This is a genomic window from Mixta tenebrionis (assembly GCF_006517625.1).
Taxonomy (GTDB): Bacteria; Pseudomonadota; Gammaproteobacteria; order Enterobacterales; family Enterobacteriaceae; genus Mixta; species Mixta tenebrionis.
In genome coordinates this window covers 18,396-38,336 of the sequence record NZ_VHQI01000002.1, presented here as the reverse complement: position 1 = coordinate 38,336, position 19,941 = coordinate 18,396, and the positions used below count along the sequence as shown (strand labels likewise).

Annotated in this window: 17 protein-coding genes; 4 read left to right on the top strand and 13 right to left on the bottom strand. The window is 57.7% G+C overall.

Translation table 11 applies throughout. The annotated features are described in order from the left end of the window. Window positions 1–86: 86 nt before the first annotated feature. On the bottom strand, window positions 87–1,022 hold the full coding sequence (mdh, locus tag FKM52_RS03100) for a malate dehydrogenase (RefSeq protein ID WP_141174744.1): 936 nt from the start codon (window positions 1,020–1,022) through the stop codon (window positions 87–89). Between the two features lie 467 nt (window positions 1,023–1,489). Between mdh and argR the strand changes: the two genes are divergently transcribed. From argR to yhcN (FKM52_RS03085), 3 genes are all read left to right on the top strand, one after another. Continuing rightward, the gene (argR, locus tag FKM52_RS03095; RefSeq protein ID WP_141174743.1) at window positions 1,490–1,960 is read left to right on the top strand and encodes a transcriptional regulator ArgR; all 471 of its coding nucleotides are present in this window, start codon (window positions 1,490–1,492) and stop codon (window positions 1,958–1,960) included. Window positions 1,961–2,451: 491 nt separating this feature from the next. Next, window positions 2,452–2,715 carry a peroxide/acid stress response protein YhcN gene (gene yhcN / locus FKM52_RS03090; protein WP_141174742.1) on the top strand — a complete coding sequence of 88 codons (264 nt, stop codon included), beginning with the start codon at window positions 2,452–2,454 and terminating at the stop codon, window positions 2,713–2,715. A 155-nt stretch (window positions 2,716–2,870) separates the two neighbouring features. Continuing rightward, window positions 2,871–3,140 carry a peroxide/acid stress response protein YhcN gene (gene yhcN / locus FKM52_RS03085; protein ID WP_141174741.1) on the top strand — a complete coding sequence of 90 codons (270 nt, stop codon included), beginning with the start codon at window positions 2,871–2,873 and terminating at the stop codon, window positions 3,138–3,140. Between the two features lie 81 nt (window positions 3,141–3,221). On the opposite strand, the gene FKM52_RS03080 is transcribed toward yhcN (FKM52_RS03085), so the two are convergent. The 5 genes from FKM52_RS03080 to aaeX form a co-directional block, all read right to left on the bottom strand. Further along, window positions 3,222–3,497, bottom strand: coding sequence for a barstar family protein (locus FKM52_RS03080; protein ID WP_141174740.1), 276 nt, complete (start codon window positions 3,495–3,497; stop codon window positions 3,222–3,224). Between the two features lie 48 nt (window positions 3,498–3,545). Further along, window positions 3,546–4,997 (bottom strand): NAD-dependent succinate-semialdehyde dehydrogenase, encoded by a 1,452-nt coding sequence (locus tag FKM52_RS03075; RefSeq protein ID WP_141174739.1) that lies wholly within the window; start codon window positions 4,995–4,997, stop codon window positions 3,546–3,548. Window positions 4,998–5,109: 112 nt separating this feature from the next. Next, on the bottom strand, window positions 5,110–7,077 hold the full coding sequence (gene aaeB / locus FKM52_RS03070) for a p-hydroxybenzoic acid efflux pump subunit AaeB (RefSeq protein WP_141174738.1): 1,968 nt from the start codon (window positions 7,075–7,077) through the stop codon (window positions 5,110–5,112). An 11-nt stretch (window positions 7,078–7,088) separates the two neighbouring features. Beyond that, complete coding sequence (gene aaeA, locus FKM52_RS03065; RefSeq protein WP_141174737.1) at window positions 7,089–8,021, bottom strand: p-hydroxybenzoic acid efflux pump subunit AaeA; 933 nt, start codon at window positions 8,019–8,021, stop codon at window positions 7,089–7,091. An 8-nt stretch (window positions 8,022–8,029) separates the two neighbouring features. Further along, on the bottom strand, window positions 8,030–8,233 hold the full coding sequence (gene aaeX / locus FKM52_RS03060; protein WP_141174736.1) for a p-hydroxybenzoic acid efflux pump operon protein AaeX: 204 nt from the start codon (window positions 8,231–8,233) through the stop codon (window positions 8,030–8,032). 271 nt (window positions 8,234–8,504) lie between these two features. Here aaeX and aaeR point away from each other — a divergent pair, with 271 nt between their 5' ends. Then, window positions 8,505–9,431: an HTH-type transcriptional activator AaeR gene (gene aaeR, locus FKM52_RS03055; RefSeq protein WP_141174735.1), complete on the top strand. Its 927-nt coding sequence runs from the start codon at window positions 8,505–8,507 to the stop codon at window positions 9,429–9,431. 35 nt (window positions 9,432–9,466) lie between these two features. Here aaeR and tldD read toward each other — a convergent pair whose 3' ends face one another. From tldD to mreB, 7 genes are all read right to left on the bottom strand, one after another. Further along, entirely contained in the window at window positions 9,467–10,912 is a 1,446-nt protein-coding gene (tldD, locus tag FKM52_RS03050; protein WP_141174734.1) for a metalloprotease TldD, read from the bottom strand. A 63-nt stretch (window positions 10,913–10,975) separates the two neighbouring features. After that, window positions 10,976–14,830 (bottom strand): AsmA2 domain-containing protein YhdP, encoded by a 3,855-nt coding sequence (yhdP, locus tag FKM52_RS03045; protein ID WP_141174733.1) that lies wholly within the window; start codon window positions 14,828–14,830, stop codon window positions 10,976–10,978. A 181-nt stretch (window positions 14,831–15,011) separates the two neighbouring features. Further along, window positions 15,012–16,481, bottom strand: coding sequence for a ribonuclease G (rng, locus tag FKM52_RS03040; RefSeq protein ID WP_141175193.1), 1,470 nt, complete (start codon window positions 16,479–16,481; stop codon window positions 15,012–15,014). After that, on the bottom strand, window positions 16,481–17,068 hold the full coding sequence (locus FKM52_RS03035) for a Maf family protein (RefSeq protein WP_141174732.1): 588 nt from the start codon (window positions 17,066–17,068) through the stop codon (window positions 16,481–16,483). Before FKM52_RS03035 ends, rng begins: the two co-directional genes overlap by 1 nt. A gap of 8 nt (window positions 17,069–17,076) precedes the next feature. Beyond that, the gene (mreD, locus tag FKM52_RS03030) at window positions 17,077–17,565 is read right to left on the bottom strand and encodes a rod shape-determining protein MreD (protein ID WP_141174731.1); all 489 of its coding nucleotides are present in this window, start codon (window positions 17,563–17,565) and stop codon (window positions 17,077–17,079) included. After that, window positions 17,562–18,590 carry a rod shape-determining protein MreC gene (mreC, locus tag FKM52_RS03025; RefSeq protein ID WP_141174730.1) on the bottom strand — a complete coding sequence of 343 codons (1,029 nt, stop codon included), beginning with the start codon at window positions 18,588–18,590 and terminating at the stop codon, window positions 17,562–17,564. The genes mreD and mreC overlap by 4 nt, the downstream gene beginning before the upstream one ends. A gap of 69 nt (window positions 18,591–18,659) precedes the next feature. Next, complete coding sequence (gene mreB, locus FKM52_RS03020) at window positions 18,660–19,703, bottom strand: rod shape-determining protein MreB (RefSeq protein WP_003855260.1); 1,044 nt, start codon at window positions 19,701–19,703, stop codon at window positions 18,660–18,662. Between the last annotated feature and the right edge of the window lie 238 nt (window positions 19,704–19,941).

The window sequence follows — 19,941 nt, the reverse complement described above, 5'->3', positions numbered from 1 at the left end:
GCAGATTTAGCCAGAGGTTTAGCAATGAAGCGGCGGGAGATGGCGGGGTAACAAGGCCGGAACGGCAATTCCGGCCGCGCAGAGGGTTATTTAACGAACGCTTCGCCCTGCTGTATATCTTTCTGCAGCGTATCTAACATTTCTTCCAGCGCGCTTTGCTCATACGCGCTTAGCTTGCCGAGCGGACGACGTTCAACTATCCCCTCTTTTCCTAACAGCAGCGGCTGCGAGAAGAAACGCGCATATTCACCATCGCCTTCCACATAGGCGTACTCAACGACATTGCTTTCGCCCTGCAAAGCGCGCACCAGCGACAGACCGAAACGCGCCGCCGCCTGGCCCATCGACAAGGTGGCCGATCCACCGCCCGCTTTAGCTTCCACCACTTCCGTACCGGCGTTCTGAATACGCCTGGTTAAGTCGATAACTTCCTGTTCGCTAAATGAGACGCCGGCAACCTGCGAAAGCAGCGGCAGAATAGTAACGCCGGAGTGGCCGCCTACTACAGGCACCTCCACTTCGCCGGGCTGTTTGCCTTTCAGCTCGGCAACGAAGGTATTGGCGCGGATAACATCCAGCGTAGTCACGCCGAACAGGCGATTCTTATCGTAAACGCCCGCTTTTTTCAGTACTTCTGCGGCAATCGCAACCGTGGTATTAACCGGATTGGTAATGATCCCGGTCAACGCCTGCGGGCAGGTTTGCGCTACCTGCTGTATCAAATTACGAACGATACCGGCATTTACGTTAAACAGATCGGAACGATCCATCCCCGGCTTGCGCGCCACGCCCGCCGAGATCAGCACCACGTCAGCGTCCTGTAACGCAGGCGTGGCATCTTCACCGCTGAAGCCCTGGATTTTTACCGGCGTTGGGATGTGGCTTAAATCAACGGCCACGCCTGGCGTAACGGGCGCTATATCGTACAGGGAAAGTTCTGAACCCGCAGGTAACTGGGTTTTAAGCAGAAGTGCAAGTGCCTGACCGATACCGCCGGCCGCACCGAGAACCGCAACTTTCATCCTAAACTCCTTATTATCGTGAGCAGAAAAATGCCGGAATCCAGCGGAGCAACCATGCTGGATAGCCTGAGGAGCAATAGCGAGAAATTCATCCTCATTTTGCGGCTCAGGACACAAACGGCCGGCAAAGCGGGAGGAAAAACGCCGTAACATACAGGCCAGCTAACGCTGTGATAGTCAGGCCAGATAATGACCGCAAACGGATGCTGAAATAATAAACAATAATACCTTAGCCGTAAGTGCTTATCATAACAACATCAATTTTATAACAACTTTGTCACCTTTTCCGCCATAGCTATGCGATCGACGCAAATTTTATCTTGCGTAAAACTCTGCTAAAATGCGCGCCCTCCGCGCCTTAACAGGATTATTCGCTGCGGTTTGTTTGCATAAAAATTCATCTAATTGCATAATAATGTATCGCCTGCTGGCCGGGCTTCACTGCATTTTTATATTATCGGTAGCCTATGCGTACTCCATCGAAACAAGAAGATCTGATTAAAGCCTTCAAAGCTTTGCTGAAAGAGGAAAAATTCAGCTCGCAGGGCGAAATTGTCGCCGCGCTGCAGGAAGAGGGCTTTGACAACATTAATCAGTCGAAAGTCTCCCGTATGCTAACCAAATTTGGCGCGGTGCGAACCCGCAACGCCAAGATGGAAATGGTTTACTGCCTGCCCGCAGAACTGGGCGTACCCACTACCACCTCTCCGCTAAAAAATCTGGTGCTGGATATCGATTACAACGAAGCGCTGGTAGTAATTCATACCAGCCCCGGCGCCGCCCAGTTGATTGCCCGCCTGCTGGATTCTTTGGGCAAGGCGGAAGGCATCCTCGGCACCATCGCCGGTGACGATACCATCTTTATTACCCCAGCCCGCACTTTCACCGTTAAGCAGCTTTATGAAGCGATTCTGACGCTGTTTGAGCAGGAGCTGTAAGCCAGGGGGCGTTAGCAACGCAGGCTAACGATCCCCGCTGCCCGCTTTGTACGCTTAGCTATGCGTGCCCCGCGCTACGCCACCTTTAGCTCTCTGCATCGGCACCGATGTTCTGTTTCAGACCGCGTCAGCGTAAACACGCCGCGCCCCTTTACAACGCAGGTCATCTTTAGCATTTTATGCTGTATTGATACGATAGTATCATTAAACACCCCATCAAATAGTAAACAAGCAGCTATATCTGTCGTCAGACAAAGCACGAATAGATAAAGTTACTTATGTTGCTGTTTTGATAAATATTTAACCGCAAAAGTACAAATTATACGCAATTTTAATAACTTCAGGTTATAAAAAATCACCTGAAAGTGCCTGCAACCCAACAAATCATTATTAGCGGGATATTAATTTCGCGCGTTATTAGATCTATACTTGTTTTCATGATGCAAATCACACTATGAAAAAAGAGAAAAAGAAGAGACGAGGAAAAGATCATGAAAATTACCACTACCATCGCCGCAGTAAGCCTGCTATCCGCGTTGTCATTCGGCGCCTTTGCAGCAGAATCGGTTAGCGCTGAACAGGCTAAAAATATGCAGCCGGTAGGCATTGTCACCATGAGCGGCGTTGCCGGCGCACCGATGGATATCCATCAGGCGTTACGTACTAAAGCGGAAAGCCAGGGCGCCAGCGCTTACCACATTATCGAAGCGCGTAATCAGGATACCTGGCACGTTACCGCCGAGCTCTATAAGTAAGATGCGCTGACGCCGCGTCAGCGCCCTGAACCCTGAACCCTGAACCCTGAACCCTGAACCCTGAACCCTGAACCCTGAAACCGGCAGCCACAGAAATAATAATCGCTATTAAGCCATCCCGGCCGCCGCAACAAACGATACTCTGGAGTGAAAAGATGAAAACCACATTTACCCTTGCTGCTTTAGGTCTGGCCTCGCTACTCTCTTTCGGCGCTACCGCCGCCGACCTGGTAACCCAACAGGATGTCGCCAGCCAAAATCTGCAGCCCATCGGCACGATCTCCGTTAGCGGCATTGATGGCAGCCCCTCTGCCATTCGCCAGCACCTGTCACAGCAGGCAGATAAACAGGGCGCATCCGCCTATCGCGTCGTGGAGGCCTATAACAACGGCAACTACCACGCCACGGCAGAGATTTATAAGTAATTCCTCGTCAGTCAGTGACGAACCCTTTGGCCCGCTCGCCGGGCCTTTTTTCGTTGCGCCTTCAGCCGCAAGCAGGCAGCGTCATGCCTGCCGAACGTTGAAACGGAGCTGGCCCTCCAGCTCTTCTTCCGCCTCATCAAACAGCAGAATCAGCGCGCCATAGCGTCTTTTTTGCCCTGCGCCCAGATGAATAAACTCAATTTCTACCGGTAGCGGCAGCGCGGATGCAATAACCGCATCCCACAGCGAATCGAGATCGAAAATCAACGATTCCGGCAGCGCGAAGCGTTCGCTGAACTGACGATAAAAATGCGCCCGATCGACGATCTCATCAAAGTCAAATGTCTCTTTCCTCATGCTGGCTGCTCCGTCATGCTGAAACGGGCGCCCGCGCGCCCGTCTGGGTTACAGACCACCAATATGCAGGGCTTTAACTTCCAGATATTCCTCAATACCAGCTACCGATCCTTCACGCCCCAGTCCCGACTCTTTTACGCCGCCAAAAGGCGCCAGCTCGGTAGAAACCGCGCATTCGTTAATGCCGATCATGCCGCTTTCCAGCGCGGCGGCGACGCGAAAAACGCGCTGCAGATTCTGCGTATAAAAATAGGCGGCCAGGCCATATTCCGTCGCGTTAGCGCGCTGAATCGCCTCTTCTTCACTGCTAAAGCGGAAACAGGCGGCTACCGGACCAAAAGTTTCTTCATGCGCCAGCTTCATCTTTTCACTGGCGTCAGCAATCACCGTCGGCTGCCAGAAGTTGCCGCCCAGCGTATGACGCGCGCCGCCCGTGACGATACGCCCGCCTTGCTCCTGCGCATCTTTTACATGCTCTTCCACCTTTTCGAGCGCATCCTGGTTGATTAACGGCCCCACGACCACCCCTTCCTCCATGCCGTCGCCAACCTTCAGCTTACTTACCTGTTCCGCCAGCTGGTCAACAAAGCGGTCGTACACCGCATCATGAATAAAGAAGCGGTTCACGCTAACGCACACCTGCCCGGCGTTACGAAATTTATTGGCGATGGCGCCTTTCACCGCCGCATCGATATCGGCATCCTCAAACACGATATAGGGCGCGTTGCCGCCCAGCTCCAGCGATACCTTTTTCATCGTCTCCGCGGCGTTGCGCATCAGCGTCTTACCTACGGCGGTCGAGCCGGTAAACGAAATTTTGCGCACCACGCCGCTGGCCATGATCGCATCGCTAATGGCGCGCGTATCGCCGGCGACGCCGTTCAGTACGCCGTCAGGCACGCCCGCCTTCTGCGCCAGCGCCAGCAGAGCAAAGGCGGAAAGCGGCGTATTGTTGGCGGGCTTGATAATACCGGTACAGCCAGCGGCCAGCGCCGGTCCCAGCTTGCGCGTCAGCATCGCCATCGGGAAATTCCACGGCGTGATCGCCGCCACCACGCCAACCGGCTCGCGCGTGGCCAGAATACGGGAGCCGCTTTTAGCGGCGGGAATAATTTCACCGTTAATACGTTTCGCCTGTTCGGCAAACCACTGAATAAAGCTGGCGGCATAGTCCACTTCGCCTTCCGCCTCTTTCAGCGGTTTGCCCTGCTCCGCCGTCATCAATTTTGCCAGCCAGCTTCTGTTTTCGATCATCAGCTGATACCAGCGGTAGAGGATTTCTGAACGCTGCTTCGCCGTCAGCGCGCGCCAGGCGGGAAGGGCGCGCTCCGCTGCGGCAATCGCCTGCTCGGTTTCTTTTTTACCGCCCTTTGCTACCTGAGCGATGGTTTCGCCCGTGGCAGGATTAAGCACCGCAAAGGTTTCATGCAGCGTGATCCAGCGGCCGTCGATCAGACAACCAGTCTGGAAAAGATCATTATCCTGGAGTGCATGCGCCATTTTTTACTCCTGTTTGTCATCCCGGTTTGCAAAGTATAGTTGGCAACGGGCGCGCTTTCGCTCGCCTCCGCAATGAAGGAGAAAAATGGCGCCCGCAGACGCCGTTGGCTTATCAGATGTTAATCAGGGTGTGCTGATATTTCTTCAGCATATCGGCGAGACGTTGCACCGGCTCGGTAACGCTCAGCGGCGCATCATACTGCAACAGCTTTTGCTGATAGACATCGAACTCGCTCAGCAGGCGCTGATAGTAGTAGCGGCGTTTATCATCGCTACGGGAAGCGATGACCCGATCGGCGGTATAGCGTAGCTGCTTATGATACGCCGAGAGATCGGCGTTCACCGGAATCTCCGCGTTACGCAGCCGCTGATGGCCGATAATCAGCGTCAGCGCCAGACGATACTTATCAATATCGCCGGGGAACAGATTCAGCAGCAGAAACAGCTGCTGATAGAGCGCAGGCAGATGGTTCTCTTTACGCCGCGCCTGATTAGTGGTCAGCGCGGAAACCGCCGCATACATAAAGCGGTTCAGTAGGGTCCTGCCGGTACGGGCGCGGGAATTATCGCGGATAATCAGGATCACCATCAGCGCGACGAAACAGCCGATAACCTGTCCCAGCACGCTATCGAAAAAGGCATTTACCGAGAAGGTCATCGGATTATCCAGCACCAGCACGTTTAGCGTGCCGACAAAGGCGCCCAGCGTGCCCAGCTGCCGTCGCTGAATAAAGATCCCGGCGACAAACGCCAGCGTCCCTATGGCGATACACAGCAGCAGCATACTCTGCTGGGTGGCGGGCATAATCACCATAAAATAGAGCGCCCCCAGCGGCACCGCCACCGTCATGCCGTAGAGAAAATCTTTCGCCATCATTAGCGGATTGGGCGCGCGCATCGCCAGCGCGGTGATTACCGCCAGCATAATCATACAGCCGCTGCCGGAGGTCCAGCCGGTATAGAGCCAGAACAGCGAACCAAGCGCAGTGGCCACGAAGGTACGAATGCCGTTGATCATCGCGTGATGGGTTTCCGCCGAACGGGCGCGTACTACCTCAACTTCGGCGTTCAGCAGCGTCTCTTCCTGCTGGCTGATGCTGCTGTTGGTTTGTACGCCCTTCAACAACATTAAATACTGGGTGGCGGCGCCAACCCAGCTGGAGAGCGTGACCGGCGTGCTTTTACTGCCGACGGCGCTGATGACCCGGCGCAGATTTTTCAAATGCTTATGTAAATCGGCAAGGCTGTTCACCTCTTTTTCTATCAGCAGCCGATAGTGCGACGGAATATACTCCGGACGCGAATTTTGAATCAGAAAGGTTTCCGCCGCCTGGGTAATCAGCATCAGCGAAAGCGTATGCAGCGCCTTCAGGCGCCGGTTGGCGCGCTGCCAGCGCGAGGATTCCATCGCAAGCTGGCTGCGCATCCCATTGAGCGTGGTGGTACGGCGCACCAGGTTTCCCCAGGCCTTATCTACCTCATCTTTATCGCCATGCGCCACGCAGAGTTGTAGCAGACGATAGTGATCCAGCAGCAGCGACTCAATCTCTTTATCGATCACCTTCTTGATCGAGCGCGGCGAGAAAATCATATCCGCCAGGATGGCGCAGACGATGCCGATGACAATCTCGCTGCAGCGCTCAACGGCAAACTGCGGCGCCAGCATCGGCGTGCCGCCGGGGAACATATCGACGCTGATCACGATGATCAGCGCGGTATAGCCTGCCAGCCCCAGCGCATAGGAGTTTTCGACGCGGATCAGGGAAGAGAGCCAGACGCAGACGCCCGCCCAGATACAGCAGAGCAGCAGCATTACCACCGGCGCGCGGATAGTGGCGATCATGATCGTCAGCGCCGCCAGGCAGCCGAGAAAAGTACCGATAATACGCAGCAGGCCGCGATGACGCAGCGCCCCGGAGTAAGGATCGCCGCCCGCGGCGAAAGCGGTGCCGCCCGCTACGATCCCGGCGGTCATTACCGCCCAGCGCGGCGTTTCCAGATTAAAATGGAAGCCCACCAGCAGCGCCGTAAGGATGGCGAAAGTGAGCTTAACCGGAAAGCGTAATCGTTCGAGTTGCATCACGCCCTCGCCTAGCCGAACTCACGCAGACGCTGCAGCAGCCGGGAAAGCGGCGATCGCGGCGCCTGCTGGCGATCTTTCTCGCCGGTGACCACCACCGTGGCGGTCGTACCGGCGGGATAGAGATTGCCCTGTTGGCGATCGAGGCGAATTTTAACCGGCACGCGCTGCGCCAGGCGCACCCACTCCAGGTTGGAATCGATGGTCGCCATGCCTTTGCTGTCCACGCTGCTGCTGCTGTTAGTGACGCCCGCGGCGATGGAATCGACCGTACCGCGCAGCACGCGCTCGCTGCCCAGCGGCGTAATCTCCGCGCGATAGCCGGGACGGATGCCCTCCAGCTTGGTCTCTTCCATATAGGCCACAATGTAGTAAGAATTCTGTTTCACCAGCGCGACCGCGGTAGTACCACGGTTAATAAATTCGCCGCTAAAGACGTTCAGGTTAGTAACCCAGCCATCCGCAGGCGCGCGGATCTCGGTACGTTCAAGATCCAGTTTCGCCAGATCGCGGGAGGCCTGCGCCTTCGCCAGCTGATGCTCGGTGGTTTGCAGATCGTTATTCGCCTGCTCGATCGCCTCACGCGACATGGCGATCGCCCCCAGCTTGTTGCGCCGCGCCGCCTCGCGCCGCTTTTCAGCCACCACCGTCTGATAGTACTGAACGTCCGCTTCCGCCTCTTCCAGCGCTTTTTGAAAGCGCGGCCGATCGATAGTGAAGAGCACTTCGCCCTTGTTAACGTGCTGGTTATCGCGCACGCGCACGTCGGTCACCAGACCTGTGACATCGGGCGCGATCGCTACCACGTCCGCAGCGAATTTAGCATCGCGGGTCCAGGGCGATTCAGTATAAAAAGCCCAGGCGCGAAACACGACGATAACGGCTATTACCACCAGAATCAGGGTAATGGCATAGCGCGCAATTTTTCTTATTAGAGCTTTCACTTATAACCTCAGACGAACAGTCGGGATACCAGATAGAACAGGCAACAGTAGAGGGCGGTATTAAACAGCGCCGGATGCCAGACAAAATCATACAGGCCGACCGGCAGCAGCAGACGACGCACCAGCCAGAACAGCAGTAGCGAAACGATGATTTCAAAAAATATCGGCGGGAACGACAGCCCAAACACGACAATAACCGGTAACACACTCATTTTTTATCCTTGTTGATACGCAACCGGGCTATTCCGTTATGCCAACGCCAGGCCAGCCTGCTGATACAGGCCCTTTAACATTACGGGTTGATGATGGTCGGACGACAGGTACACTGTCAGACGAATATCAAAACCTTAAGCATAGCGTGTATGACATATCCTGACCCGGAAGGTGAGTAACCAGAGGGCAACCCGGCGTCATAGTGTAACGCGCCTGAAGTCAGCTTATCTACATAATGTGATCTAAATCACTTTTAAGCCAGAGTGAATAATGGAACGTCTAAAAGGCATGTCGGTTTTTGCCAAAGTGGTTGAATTAGGCTCGTTTACCGCCGCTGCGCGGCAGCTACAGATGAGCGTCTCCTCCATCAGCCAGATTGTAGCCAAACTGGAAGGTGAGCTGCAGGTAAAGCTACTGAATCGCAGCACCCGCAGCCTTGGGCTGACCGAAGCGGGGCGCATTTACTATCAGGGCTGCCGCCGCATGCTCTCTGAAGCGCAGCAGGTACATGAACAGCTCTACGCCCTGAATAATTCCCCCATCGGCACCCTGCGCATCGGCAGCTCCTCCACCATGGCGCAAAACGTACTGGCGACCATGACGGCGGAAATGCTGCAGGAGTATCCCGGCCTGACGGTTAATCTGGTAACCGGCATTCCCGCGCCCGATCTGATCGCGGATGGCCTGGATATGGTGATACGGGTCGGCGCGCTGCAGGACTCCAGCCTCTTCTCGCGGCGGCTGGGCTCGATGCCGATGGTGGTCTGCGCCGCGAAGCGCTACCTTGAGCAGCACGGCACGCCGGAGAAACCGTCCGATATCGCCAATTTCTCATGGCTGGAATATAGCGTGCGCCCGGACAGTAATTTTGAGCTTATCGCGCCGGAAGGCATCAGCACCCATCTTTCACCGCAGGGGCGCTTTGTCACCAACGATTCGCAAACCCTGATCCGCTGGCTGAAGGCGGGCTGCGGCATCGCCTATGTACCGCTGATGTGGATAATTGATGAGATTAAGGCGGGCGAGGTGGAGATTCTGTTCAGCCGCTATCAGTCCGATCCGCGGCCGGTTTACGCGCTCTATACGCAAAAGGATAAATTACCGCTAAAGGTACAGGTCTGTATCGATTATCTCAGCGGCTGGTTCAAAAAGGTAGCGCAGATCTATCAGGAGCACCGCAACGGCGGCCAGGGCTAGCCCCCTGAGCGCCGTCATCGTCAGGGAGCGTTTTCTCAGGCGGTGCCGCCTACGGTCAGGCAATCCAGCTTCAGCGTCGGCTGGCCGACGCCTACCGGCAGGCTTTGCCCCTCTTTACCGCAAACGCCCACGCCTTTATCCAGCGCCAGATCGTTGCCGACCATAGAGATCTGCTGCATCGCTTCAATACCGGAACCGATCAGCGTCGCGCCTTTCACCGGACGGGTCACCTTGCCTTTCTCGATCAGATAGGCTTCGGAAGTAGAGAAAACAAATTTTCCGGAGGTGATATCCACCTGGCCGCCGCCAAAGTTAGGCGCATAGAGACCATACTCGACGCTTTCAATAATTTCCTGCGGCGTGGACTGTCCGCCGAGCATATAGGTATTGGTCATACGCGGCATTGGCAGATGCGCATAGGATTCACGCCGCCCGTTGCCGGTGGGCTTAACGCCCATCAGACGCGCATTAAGCTTGTCCTGCATATAGCCTTTCAGCACGCCGTTTTCGATCAGCACGTTGTACTGGCCGGGCACGCCTTCATCATCAATGGCTAACGAACCGCGCAGGCCGCTTAGCGTGCCATCGTCCACCACCGTACAAAGCTCGGAGGCGACCAGCTTGCCCATCTGACCGCTGAATACCGAGGTGCCGCGACGGTTGAAATCGCCTTCCAGGCCGTGGCCTACCGCCTCATGCAGCAGCACGCCGGGCCAGCCGGCGCCCAGCACCACCGGGATCGATCCCGCCGGCGCGGCGACGGCGGAGAGATTAACCAGCGCCATACGCACCGCTTCGCGCGCCCAGCGCTCCGCACGCACTTCACCCGCTTCATCAGCGAGGAAGAAATCGTAGCCGGTACGCCCGCCGCCGCCGCTGGAGCCGCGTTCGCGCTTGCCGTCCTCTTCTACCTGTACGCTGACCGACAGGCGCACCAGCGGACGCACGTCCGCCGCCAGCGTTCCGTCGGTGGCCGCCACCAGCACCAGCTCATACACGCCGGAGAGGCTGGCGCTGACCTCCTGCACGCGTTTGTCCGCCGCCCGCGCCGCGCTATCGACGCGATGCAGCAGGGCGATTTTTTCTTCGCGCGACAGGCTTTGCAGCGGATCCTGGGCAGAATAGAGCGCGCGCTGGTTGACTGCCGCCAGCGCCCGCGCCTGACCGTTGCCCTGCTCGCGTACGATGCTGCGCGCCGCCTGCGCGCTCTGCTGCAGGGCGGTCAGCGTAATCTGGTCCGCATAGGCGAAGCCGGTTTTCTCGCCGCTAACGGCCCGCACGCCGACGCCCTGATCGATATTCCAGGAGCCATCTTTTATGATGCGGTCTTCCAGCACCCAGGATTCGTGGTAGCTGGATTGAAAATAGAGATCGGCATAATCCAGACGACGTTCTGAAAGCTGCCCAAGCAGGGTGAACAGATCCTGCTGATTGATGTTGTTCGCAGTTAGCAATTGCTCACTTACCAGATTCAGAGTCATCGTTTCTCACTCGTTATGTGACGTTATGCTATAGCCTGCGGTAATTCCCCTGCGGCGTCAAATTCACTTCGCGCTCTTTTCGCGCGGCTTACGCAATACTTCATTGATTTCCGGCTTATCCAGCGGGCCGCTGATGTGATAGCGCAGTAAAGAGATCTTATTCCACAGCGGCCCCAGCACCTTGCTGGCGGCAAAAACCGCCGCGCCCACCACCGGGTTAATCACAAACGCGGTGGCGACGCCCACCGAAGCGGAGATTTCAGGCGCCACTACCGCTTCCATATCGATACGCCGCTGCACCAGATCGATCTTACCCTGCATGGCGATATCCGCCTCCAGTCCATCCACCAACAGATTATCGGTGCGTATCACGCCCTCTTTAATCCACGCCGTGCCGTTGATGGAGTCAAACCAGAAGCCTTCGCTGAAGGTGTCGCTGAAATCAAAACGCAGCTTACGCAGCAGCGCATCAAAGCTGACCAGACGCAGCAGCTGACCGGCGCGCCCGCTGCTGACGTCGGCAATCTGCCCCTTGCCGAGGTGGGTTTTCAGTACCCCGCTCAGCGAAGATTCCGCCGGCTGCCAGGGCGCGTCGCGCCAGTGCAGGTCGTAATCAATATTAAAAGAGGCGTTGCGCATCGGCGTGCTAACGCCGAACCAGTTGGTGGCGTCGTTAATGTTTTTACCGCTCAGCTTCCCCTTAAGCGAGGTGCGCTGCTCGCCTGCGCGGTTAACCCACTCGCCGTCGATACGCAGGCGGGCGCTGCCGGTATCCACTAAGCCATTAGTGAGTACTAACGTATCTTCCCGCGGCGTCAGATCGCCGCTAATGCGCCCGAACTTCTGCCCCCGCAGCCAGCACTCATCGCAGCTAAGCTGCAAAGCAGGCCAGCCGGCAAAATTTATCGCCCCGCTGTCCGGCTGCGCCTTATTTTGCTGCGCAGCGGCACCGGAAGAATCCCCGCCGTTACTCTGCCACTGCGGATTGTAATAGAGCCGCTTAAGATGCGCTTGCCAGGGGCCGCCGGCGGGGATATCCAACCTGGCGCTAATTTCACGCCCTTCGGCCTCCGCCTGCATGGCCCCGGCCGTCAGCTGACGCAGCGTTATCTGCGCGTCGCGCCACTGCTGGCCCGCGAGCTGCAGCGAGGACGTGCTCAGGGTAATATCGCCCGGCAGCATGTTTTGTTTAAAGGCGGCGCCCGCCGGCGCGGCGGACTTATGCCCCGCGCCCGAAGAGGCACTGCCGGCCATTAGCAGCTTTACCCAGCTATCGCCATCCAGCGGCGGCAGCTGCAAAAGCATTCCGCGCGTTTCAGGCAGCGCGGGCGTGGCCTCTGCATCATTACGCCAGACGCCGCGATCGAGGCGCAGCTGTTTCCCCAGCAGCCAGCGGCTGTTAAAACGCTGCTGATTTGCCAGCACTCCCTGTAAATCGAAGTGATGCAGATCGCCTGCGGCGGTCACCTTTAGCGGTAGCGCTTCGCCGCTCGCTTTCGTCAGCGGAGCGGGTAAGTGACTGCTTACATCTTTCAAATCGCCCGCCAGATCGATTTTATAACTGGCGCCGCCGCCGCTATGCGGCAGCGTTATCGCCACCTCGCCCTGCCACGGCAGCGTGCCGCTTAGCTGCCGGCTGACGGCGGCTGGCACAGGCGTAAGCTGATTAACCTGCCACTCTGCCGCCAGGTTAACGCCGATACGGTACGCCTCCGGCTGCTCCTGGGTATGGAAGTTAACCTTTACCGGCTGGCCGAACCAGTTGGCCCGCAGCGTATCGCTGCGTAAGTTGCCGTTATCGTAGCTAAAGCTGCCGCTCAGCCCGGTGAGATGCGTCCCCAGCGGCGCGACAAACAAAGAGTTATTATTCAGCTGCACGTCGCCGGCGGCATGCACCAGCTTGCCGTTCAGCGGAATAGCCAGCTTCAGGTGCCCGCCGGTCTGCCCGCTCAGCTGCAGCTCATCAAGCGCGGCGCCTAATGAGGGCTGCAGCGGCGTCTGCTGGAAATAGTCGCGAATATCCGCCGCCTCGCCGCGCAGGTCGCCATTAACGATCAGCTGCTGTTTCAGGTAGTCCGGTATAATGGCGCTGACGTTATTCGCCTGCACGTTGCCCAGCATCGCCTGCTGCGCCTTCATCCACAGACCGTCATTAACAAAATCGAGATCGATATCGAGCTTGTCGATAGCGGGCCAGCCGGGCTGGAAGGCGTAACTGGCATTACGCAGCGGCACCCAGACTTCAAACATGCCGTCATTGTGGCGGAAGGGGAAAAGTTTGGGGTTACCGGCAAACAGCAGCGTGGCGTTGTTAACCTCGCCGCCTTTAATCGCGCCGCTCAGGTAGTTGGTCAGGCCGGTGCCCATCAGCGGCTCCGGGAAGTAGCGCCAGGCGTCTCCGGCGTGGGTGACATTAATGCCCGCCAGGATATCGAGCTGCGGCGGCTGGCCTGCCGCCTGACGGTAGCTGAAATCGCCTTTCGCCCACAGCGAACGCGCCTGCAGATCAAGCTGCCGGCCCTGCAGCGCCAGCGCGTTTGCGCTGCGCTGCCAGCTCAGCGTGCCGGTGGCCTGCTTTACCTCCAGCGGCGCGCGGAACATGGTGCCGTAAGGCATTACCGCGTCCCTGACGCTGAACTCAAGGCGCCCGTCGGGCAGACTGCCGCTTAATCGCCCGGCAACGTGCTGCGCGCCCGGCAACAAATGCCAGTGCTGCCAGTTCATATCGCGCCAGCGCGCCTGGAAGCGGCTCTGCTCCGGCTGGCGCAGCGGCACATCCAGCGCCAGGCTATCAACCATCCCCTGCGGCTGCAGGGCGCGCCAGTTTTCCAGCAGCTGCGGCGACAGACGGGAAAAGAGCGGGATCAGCGGCTCAAGACGTTGCAGGTTCAGCCCCGTTGCGCGTACGCGCAGTTCTTCTTCTTCCTGCGGCCCAGGCGCATCTCCACGCTGCGGCAGCCATGCCAGCGCGAAATGCCCCTTTGGCCACGCCTCGCCGTCGGTGCGCAGGCTGTTTTGCGGCATGGTAAGGGTCCAGCCGCCGCGCCAGCGCGCCAGGTGCAGCGTCAGGTTGTCCACCTCGAGCCGGTGCGGCTGCTTATCGCCCTGCCAGTGGGCGCCGCCCTGTTTCAGCCAGACATCGCCATCGTAAATTTCGCCCTCTTTCAGGCTGAGCCAGGCCGCAAGGCTGAAACGCGCGCGTTGCAGCGTGGTGTTATCGCGCATCCACTGCCCCAGCCAGGGCTTAACGTCGACGTCGTCCGCCTGCATCCAGACGCGCCCGCTGTTCAGCAACCCGTTTTCATCGCGTAGATCGAGCCGCACCTGCACCACGCCGTGCTGTCCGGTAAAGCTGGAAAGGCTGACTTCGCCCTCGGCCCGATGCCGCGCTTTTTCATTCAGCCAGCTCAGGCGAGGAATCGCCAGCTCGGCACGCTGGCCGGAAGGCGTCTGAAAACGAATGCGGCTGTCGCGTAAATCAAAGTGATCGAACTGGCGCAGGAAGAGATCGCTGATCTGTCCCGCTTTCAGGGTGTGTTGGTTATCGTTGCTGATTAACGGGGAACGGCTGTCGAGATCGAGCTGCCAGAAGGTAAGTTCACGAAACTGCCAGCGCAGGTGCAGCAGCGACTGCCAGATATCCAGCGCCAGCGTAACGCGATCGATATTAAGCGAACCGCCATCGGGAAGCGTGACCGCCAGCTGATGCGCATCCAGCGTCGGGCCGAAATTCTCCCAGCGCCCCTGCAGCATGGCGGCTTTAACCGGCAGGCCGGTAGCGGAAGAAACCACGTCCAGCACTTTATCGCGGTGGCGATCGATCTGCGGCATCAACAACCGCAGGCCGCTGACCAGTAGCGCAACGATAACGATCAACGCTGCGCCTGTAAGTAACAGGATCCTGGGCAGTTGCCTCACACACCTCTCCTTGTCTTGCGCAAACTGAACGGTTAAATAAGCTGGCTTATCTTCCCGAAGATGCGATAGCCGCCGCCGTCAGGGAGAAGCAGGTCACTACAGTTTACCTGAAACAGACGCGCATTTTTAGCGCCTGGCGGGAGAGAAAACCGCAAAATCCGGCCAAAATATTAACCAGATTTTACATCATCACGACGTCGAACTGCTCCTGGGTATAAAGTGGTTCAACCTGAACTTTGACCTGTTTGCCGACGAACAGCTCAACCTCGGCCAGCGCGTGCGACTCATCGCTTTTCAGCGCTTCGCCCACGGTCGGCGATACGTAGACCAGAAAACGATCGGTATCATAGGCGTGATGGACGCGTACAATTTCACGCATAATTTCGTAGCAGACGGTTTCGACGGTTTTCAGCGTGCCGCGCCCTTTACAAACCGGGCAATCCTGGCACAGGACGTGCTCAATGCTTTCACGGGTGCGCTTGCGCGTCATCTCCACCAGCCCCAGCGCGGAAAAGCCGTTGATGCTGGTTTTCACCCGGTCTTTACTCAGCGCGCTGTCCAGCGAATGCAGCACGCGGCGACGGTGCTCCTCATTATTCATATCGATAAAGTCGATAATGATAATGCCGCCGAGATTGCGCAGCCGCAGCTGGCGGGCAATCGCCTGCGTCGCTTCGATATTGGTATTGAAGATAGTTTCATCAAGATTGCGATGGCCGACAAAGGCGCCGGTATTGATATCGATAGTGGTCATCGCTTCCGTCTGATCGATAATCAAATAACCGCCCGACTTCAGCTCCACCTTGCGATCGAGCGAACGCTGGATCTCATTCTCTACGTCGTAGAGATCGAAGATCGGCTGTTTGCCGCTGTAGTGCTCCAGCTTGGCGGTCATCTCAGGAATATATTCGGCGGTGAACTCCAGCAGCAGCTCATAGGTCAGACGCGAATCGACGCGAATGCGATCGAGCGCGGCGCCGGCGAAATCGCGCAGCACGCGCTGCGCCAGCGCCAGTTCGCCATACAGGCGACAGCGGGTTTTATTGCGCTTTTTGCGCTCGATAACTTTCGTCCACAGACGCTTAAGAAAAGCGGCATCCTGCGCCAGCTCTTCTTCGCCGATGCCTTCCGCCGCGGTACGAATAATAAAGCCGCCCTGCTCATCGCAGTAGCCGGAAACTACCGCCTTCAGCCGATCGCGTTCCGCCTCGCTCTCAATACGCTGCGATACGCCAACATGCGAGGCGCCGGGCATAAACACCAGGTAACGTGAAGGCAGGGTAATATCGGTAGTCAGCCGCGCGCCTTTGGTGCCCAGCGGATCTTTAACCACCTGCACCATCAAATCCTGCCCCTGGCGCACCAGCTCGGCGATATCCCGGACGCTGAAGTTTTTCTGCTCTTCGCCCGCCACGCATTCGGTATGCGGCATAATATCGGAGGCGTGCAAAAACGCCGCCTTGTCCAGGCCGATATCGACAAAAGCCGCCTGCATCCCAGGCAGCACGCGGCTCACGCGTCCTTTATAGATATTACCGACGATCCCGCGCTTCGCTTCGCGTTCAATATGGATTTCCTGCAGGATACCGCCGTCGATATAAGCCACGCGCGTTTCGGATGGCGTAACGTTTACCAGTAGCTCAGCCGTCATCATGACCTCTCACCCACCTCACGCAGCGATTGAAAATGGCTGAACAGCTCGTGCGTTTCCACCAGCGGCAGGCCAACCACAGCGTGATAGCTTCCATTAATTTTTCTGACAAAGTTGCCGCCCAGCCCCTGAATGCCATAGGCGCCCGCTTTATCCATCGGTTCGCCGCTGGCGATATAATCATCGATATCCTGCGGCGTCAGCAGGCGGAAAGTGACCTCCGTCTGCACCAGACATGCCAGCTCACGTTGACGATCCGCCAGCGCCACCGCCGTCATCACCTGATGCGTATTGCCCGACAGACGCCTGAGCATCTCTGCCGCATGCGCCGCATCGCGCGGCTTTTCCAGCACCTCGCCGTTCAACACTACGATGGTATCCGCGCCCAGCACCGGCAGATCCTGCGGCGCAGCCGCGACGCCCGCCTGCGCCTTTTCCCGCGCCAGGCGACACACATAGTGCAGTGCGCTCTCATCGACGCGGCGCTGCTCTTCCACCTCGGTCTGGAGACGCTCAAAACGCAGGCCAAGCTGCGCTAACAGTTCACGTCGACGCGGTGAACCGGAGGCAAGATAAAGGGATAACATAGTTGTCCTTATTGCACTGCGAATTGACGACGAATTTTTCTCATCAATAAGAATAGCCACGGCCACAAAATACCGTCGATAACGCTGCTCCAGAAAATTTCCGGGCGGAACGAGATATTAATTACCAGGAACTCGGCCCAGAAAACAATGACATCCATGGCCAGAGATAGCACCATAACCATTAACGCCTGTTGCCACAACGCCAGGTTACGGAAAAGCTGGAATTTAAACGCCACCAGATAGGCGATGATACTGAGCGCCAGCGCACGCACGCCCAGCGTCGAGCCTGAAATGAGGTCCATAACGCCCCCCATCAGGAAGCCGGTGCCGACGCTAACCCGGTGCGGCAGCGCCAGCAGCCAGTAAATCAGAATCAACAGCAGCCACGAGGGGCGAAACATATAGAGCTCATCCGGCCAGGGCATAATTTGCAGCACCAGCGCCACAAGAAACGAGAGCCAGATAACCCAGCGGCCGTGACTGCGATAGCGACTCAAGGCTGACCTCCCGCAACGCCGCTTCTGCCGGCGGCGGATGAATCAGCAGCCGGCGCGCCGGCGTCCGAAGCCGCGCCGTTAGCGGCCGGCGGCAGGGGCGGCCCCATTTCTCCCGCCGGCGGCAGCACCTGCGGCATCATCTGCATCAAACGCTCATTGGCGACCCGGTGCACTTCATCCGGCGCCATCGGCAGATCGCCATTGCGATCGGCGCCCCACAGCAGCAGCAGGTAGCGCAGGCGCTGCAAGCCTGCCGTCGGACGCGCCTGGATCACCGTGTAGGCCCGCTGCGTATCCACCTTGACGGAGGAAACAACCGCTACCGGGTAGCCTTCAGGGAAGCGCCCGCCCAGCCCGGACGTCACCAGCACATCGCCGACGCGGATATCGGTATTGCCCGGCAGGTGCTCCAGCTGTAAATCTTCCGTACAGCCGTTGCCGGCGGCGATCACCCGGATATCGTTACGCAGCACCTGAATCGGCAGCGCATGGGACGCATCGCAGATCAGCAGCACGCGGCTGGTAATCTGCCCTACCGCAATCACCTGCCCCACCACGCCTTTATCGCTGATAACCGGCTGCCCTTCGTAAACGCCGTTAAGGCTGCCCTTATCAATCACCACCTGATCGGTATAGGGATCGGTGCCGGTAGAGATTACCTGCGTCACCATTTTTTGCTCGTCCTGACGCAGCGGCGAGCCGAGCAGCTCACGCAGGCGCGCGTTTTCCTGCCGGTATTGTCCCAGTATCAGCAGCTCGCTATTCTTCAGAAAAAGTTCGCGCTGCAGCGCCTTATTCTCCTGCTCCAGCTGCTGGCGAGAGGCCAGCGTCTCAGCGACGCTGTCCAGAATTTGTCGTGGCCCGTTGGCCAGGAAATAGAACGGACTGACCGCCGTATCCATATAGTTACGGACTTGGGTAAACGAACCCACGCGACTGTCGGCGACAATGATGCCGACGGCGACGATAACCGCCAGAAAAAGGCGGAGCTGCAGGGAAGGCCCCCTGCTGAAAATTGGCTTCATAAACTCTGCGTATTCCCCGACATCAAGAAAAGGGAGCGTGGCTTGCGCCGCGGCTCCCTTCTGGCGAAATTATTCTTCGCTGAACAAATCGCCGCCGTGCATGTCGATCATTTCCAGCGCTTTACCGCCGCCGCGCGCTACGCAGGTCAGCGGATCTTCCGCCACCACCACCGGAATACCGGTTTCTTCCATCAGCAGACGATCCAGGTTGCGCAGCAGCGCGCCGCCGCCGGTGAGCACCATGCCGCGCTCTGAAATATCAGAAGCCAGCTCCGGCGGACACTGTTCCAGCGCCACCATTACCGCGCTGACGATGCCGGTCAGCGGCTCCTGCAACGCTTCCAGGATCTCGTTGGAGTTAAGCGTAAAGCCGCGCGGCACGCCCTCGGCCAGATTGCGCCCGCGTACTTCGATTTCACGCACTTCGTCGCCCGGATAGGCGGAGCCGATCTCGTGCTTGATGCGCTCGGCGGTCGCTTCACCGATCAGGGAACCGTAGTTACGACGCACATAATTAATGATGGCTTCATCAAAGCGGTCGCCGCCGATACGCACGGAAGAGGAGTAAACCACGCCGTTGAGAGAAATGACCGCCACCTCAGTGGTGCCGCCGCCGATATCCACCACCATCGAGCCTGTCGCTTCCGACACCGGCAGCCCGGCGCCGATCGCCGCCGCCATCGGTTCTTCAATCAGGAAAACTTCGCGCGCGCCTGCGCCCTGGGCGGATTCGCGGATGGCGCGACGTTCAACCTGCGTGGCGCCAACCGGCACGCATACCAGCACACGCGGGCTGGGACGCATAAAGCTGTTGCTGTGCACCTGTTTAATAAAGTGCTGCAGCATCTTTTCGGTGACAAAGAAATCGGCGATCACGCCATCTTTCATCGGACGGATAGCGGCAATATTGCCCGGCGTACGGCCAAGCATCTGTTTTGCATCATGACCGACTGCCGCAACGCTCTTTGGGGAGCCGGCACGATCCTGACGGATAGCAACGACGGAGGGCTCATTCAGCACGATGCCCTGGCCTTTGACATAAATCAGGGTATTCGCAGTACCCAGGTCAATGGACAAGTCGTTGGAAAACATGCCACGAAATTTTTTAAACATACTAAAGGATAATCCTGCAAGCTGGGGGCGGAAAATAAAATCCGCTTACTTTACCAACCACGCGAAGCCGCCACAAGGCGCAAAAACGTTCTACTTCGGTGAAAAATCAAGCTATCTCGCGCTTGTTCTCTGCCTGTCGCAGCAGGGCCACGATATTTAGCCGAAAAACCAGCTAAATGCCCGCACGAGCGGGCTGGTAAGCGGACATAACGGTTATAAAATTTAACATTTAATTTCC

Bases quoted from the DNA above. Each gene is read 5' to 3' on its own strand.
- mdh (WP_141174744.1), bottom strand. From the start codon at position 1,022: ATGAAAGTTGCGGTTCTCGGTGCGGCCGGCGGTATCGGTCAGGCACTT.
- argR (WP_141174743.1), top strand. From the start codon at position 1,490: ATGCGTACTCCATCGAAACAAGAAGATCTGATTAAAGCCTTCAAAGCT.
- yhcN (WP_141174742.1), top strand. From the start codon at position 2,452: ATGAAAATTACCACTACCATCGCCGCAGTAAGCCTGCTATCCGCGTTG.
- yhcN (WP_141174741.1), top strand. From the start codon at position 2,871: ATGAAAACCACATTTACCCTTGCTGCTTTAGGTCTGGCCTCGCTACTC.
- FKM52_RS03080 (WP_141174740.1), bottom strand. From the start codon at position 3,497: ATGAGGAAAGAGACATTTGACTTTGATGAGATCGTCGATCGGGCGCAT.
- FKM52_RS03075 (WP_141174739.1), bottom strand. From the start codon at position 4,997: ATGGCGCATGCACTCCAGGATAATGATCTTTTCCAGACTGGTTGTCTG.
- aaeB (WP_141174738.1), bottom strand. From the start codon at position 7,077: ATGCAACTCGAACGATTACGCTTTCCGGTTAAGCTCACTTTCGCCATC.
- aaeX (WP_141174736.1), bottom strand. From the start codon at position 8,233: ATGAGTGTGTTACCGGTTATTGTCGTGTTTGGGCTGTCGTTCCCGCCG.
- aaeR (WP_141174735.1), top strand. From the start codon at position 8,505: ATGGAACGTCTAAAAGGCATGTCGGTTTTTGCCAAAGTGGTTGAATTA.
- tldD (WP_141174734.1), bottom strand. From the start codon at position 10,912: ATGACTCTGAATCTGGTAAGTGAGCAATTGCTAACTGCGAACAACATC.
- rng (WP_141175193.1), bottom strand. From the start codon at position 16,481: ATGACGGCTGAGCTACTGGTAAACGTTACGCCATCCGAAACGCGCGTG.
- FKM52_RS03035 (WP_141174732.1), bottom strand. From the start codon at position 17,068: ATGTTATCCCTTTATCTTGCCTCCGGTTCACCGCGTCGACGTGAACTG.
- mreC (WP_141174730.1), bottom strand. From the start codon at position 18,590: ATGAAGCCAATTTTCAGCAGGGGGCCTTCCCTGCAGCTCCGCCTTTTT.
- mreB (WP_003855260.1), bottom strand. From the start codon at position 19,703: ATGTTTAAAAAATTTCGTGGCATGTTTTCCAACGACTTGTCCATTGAC.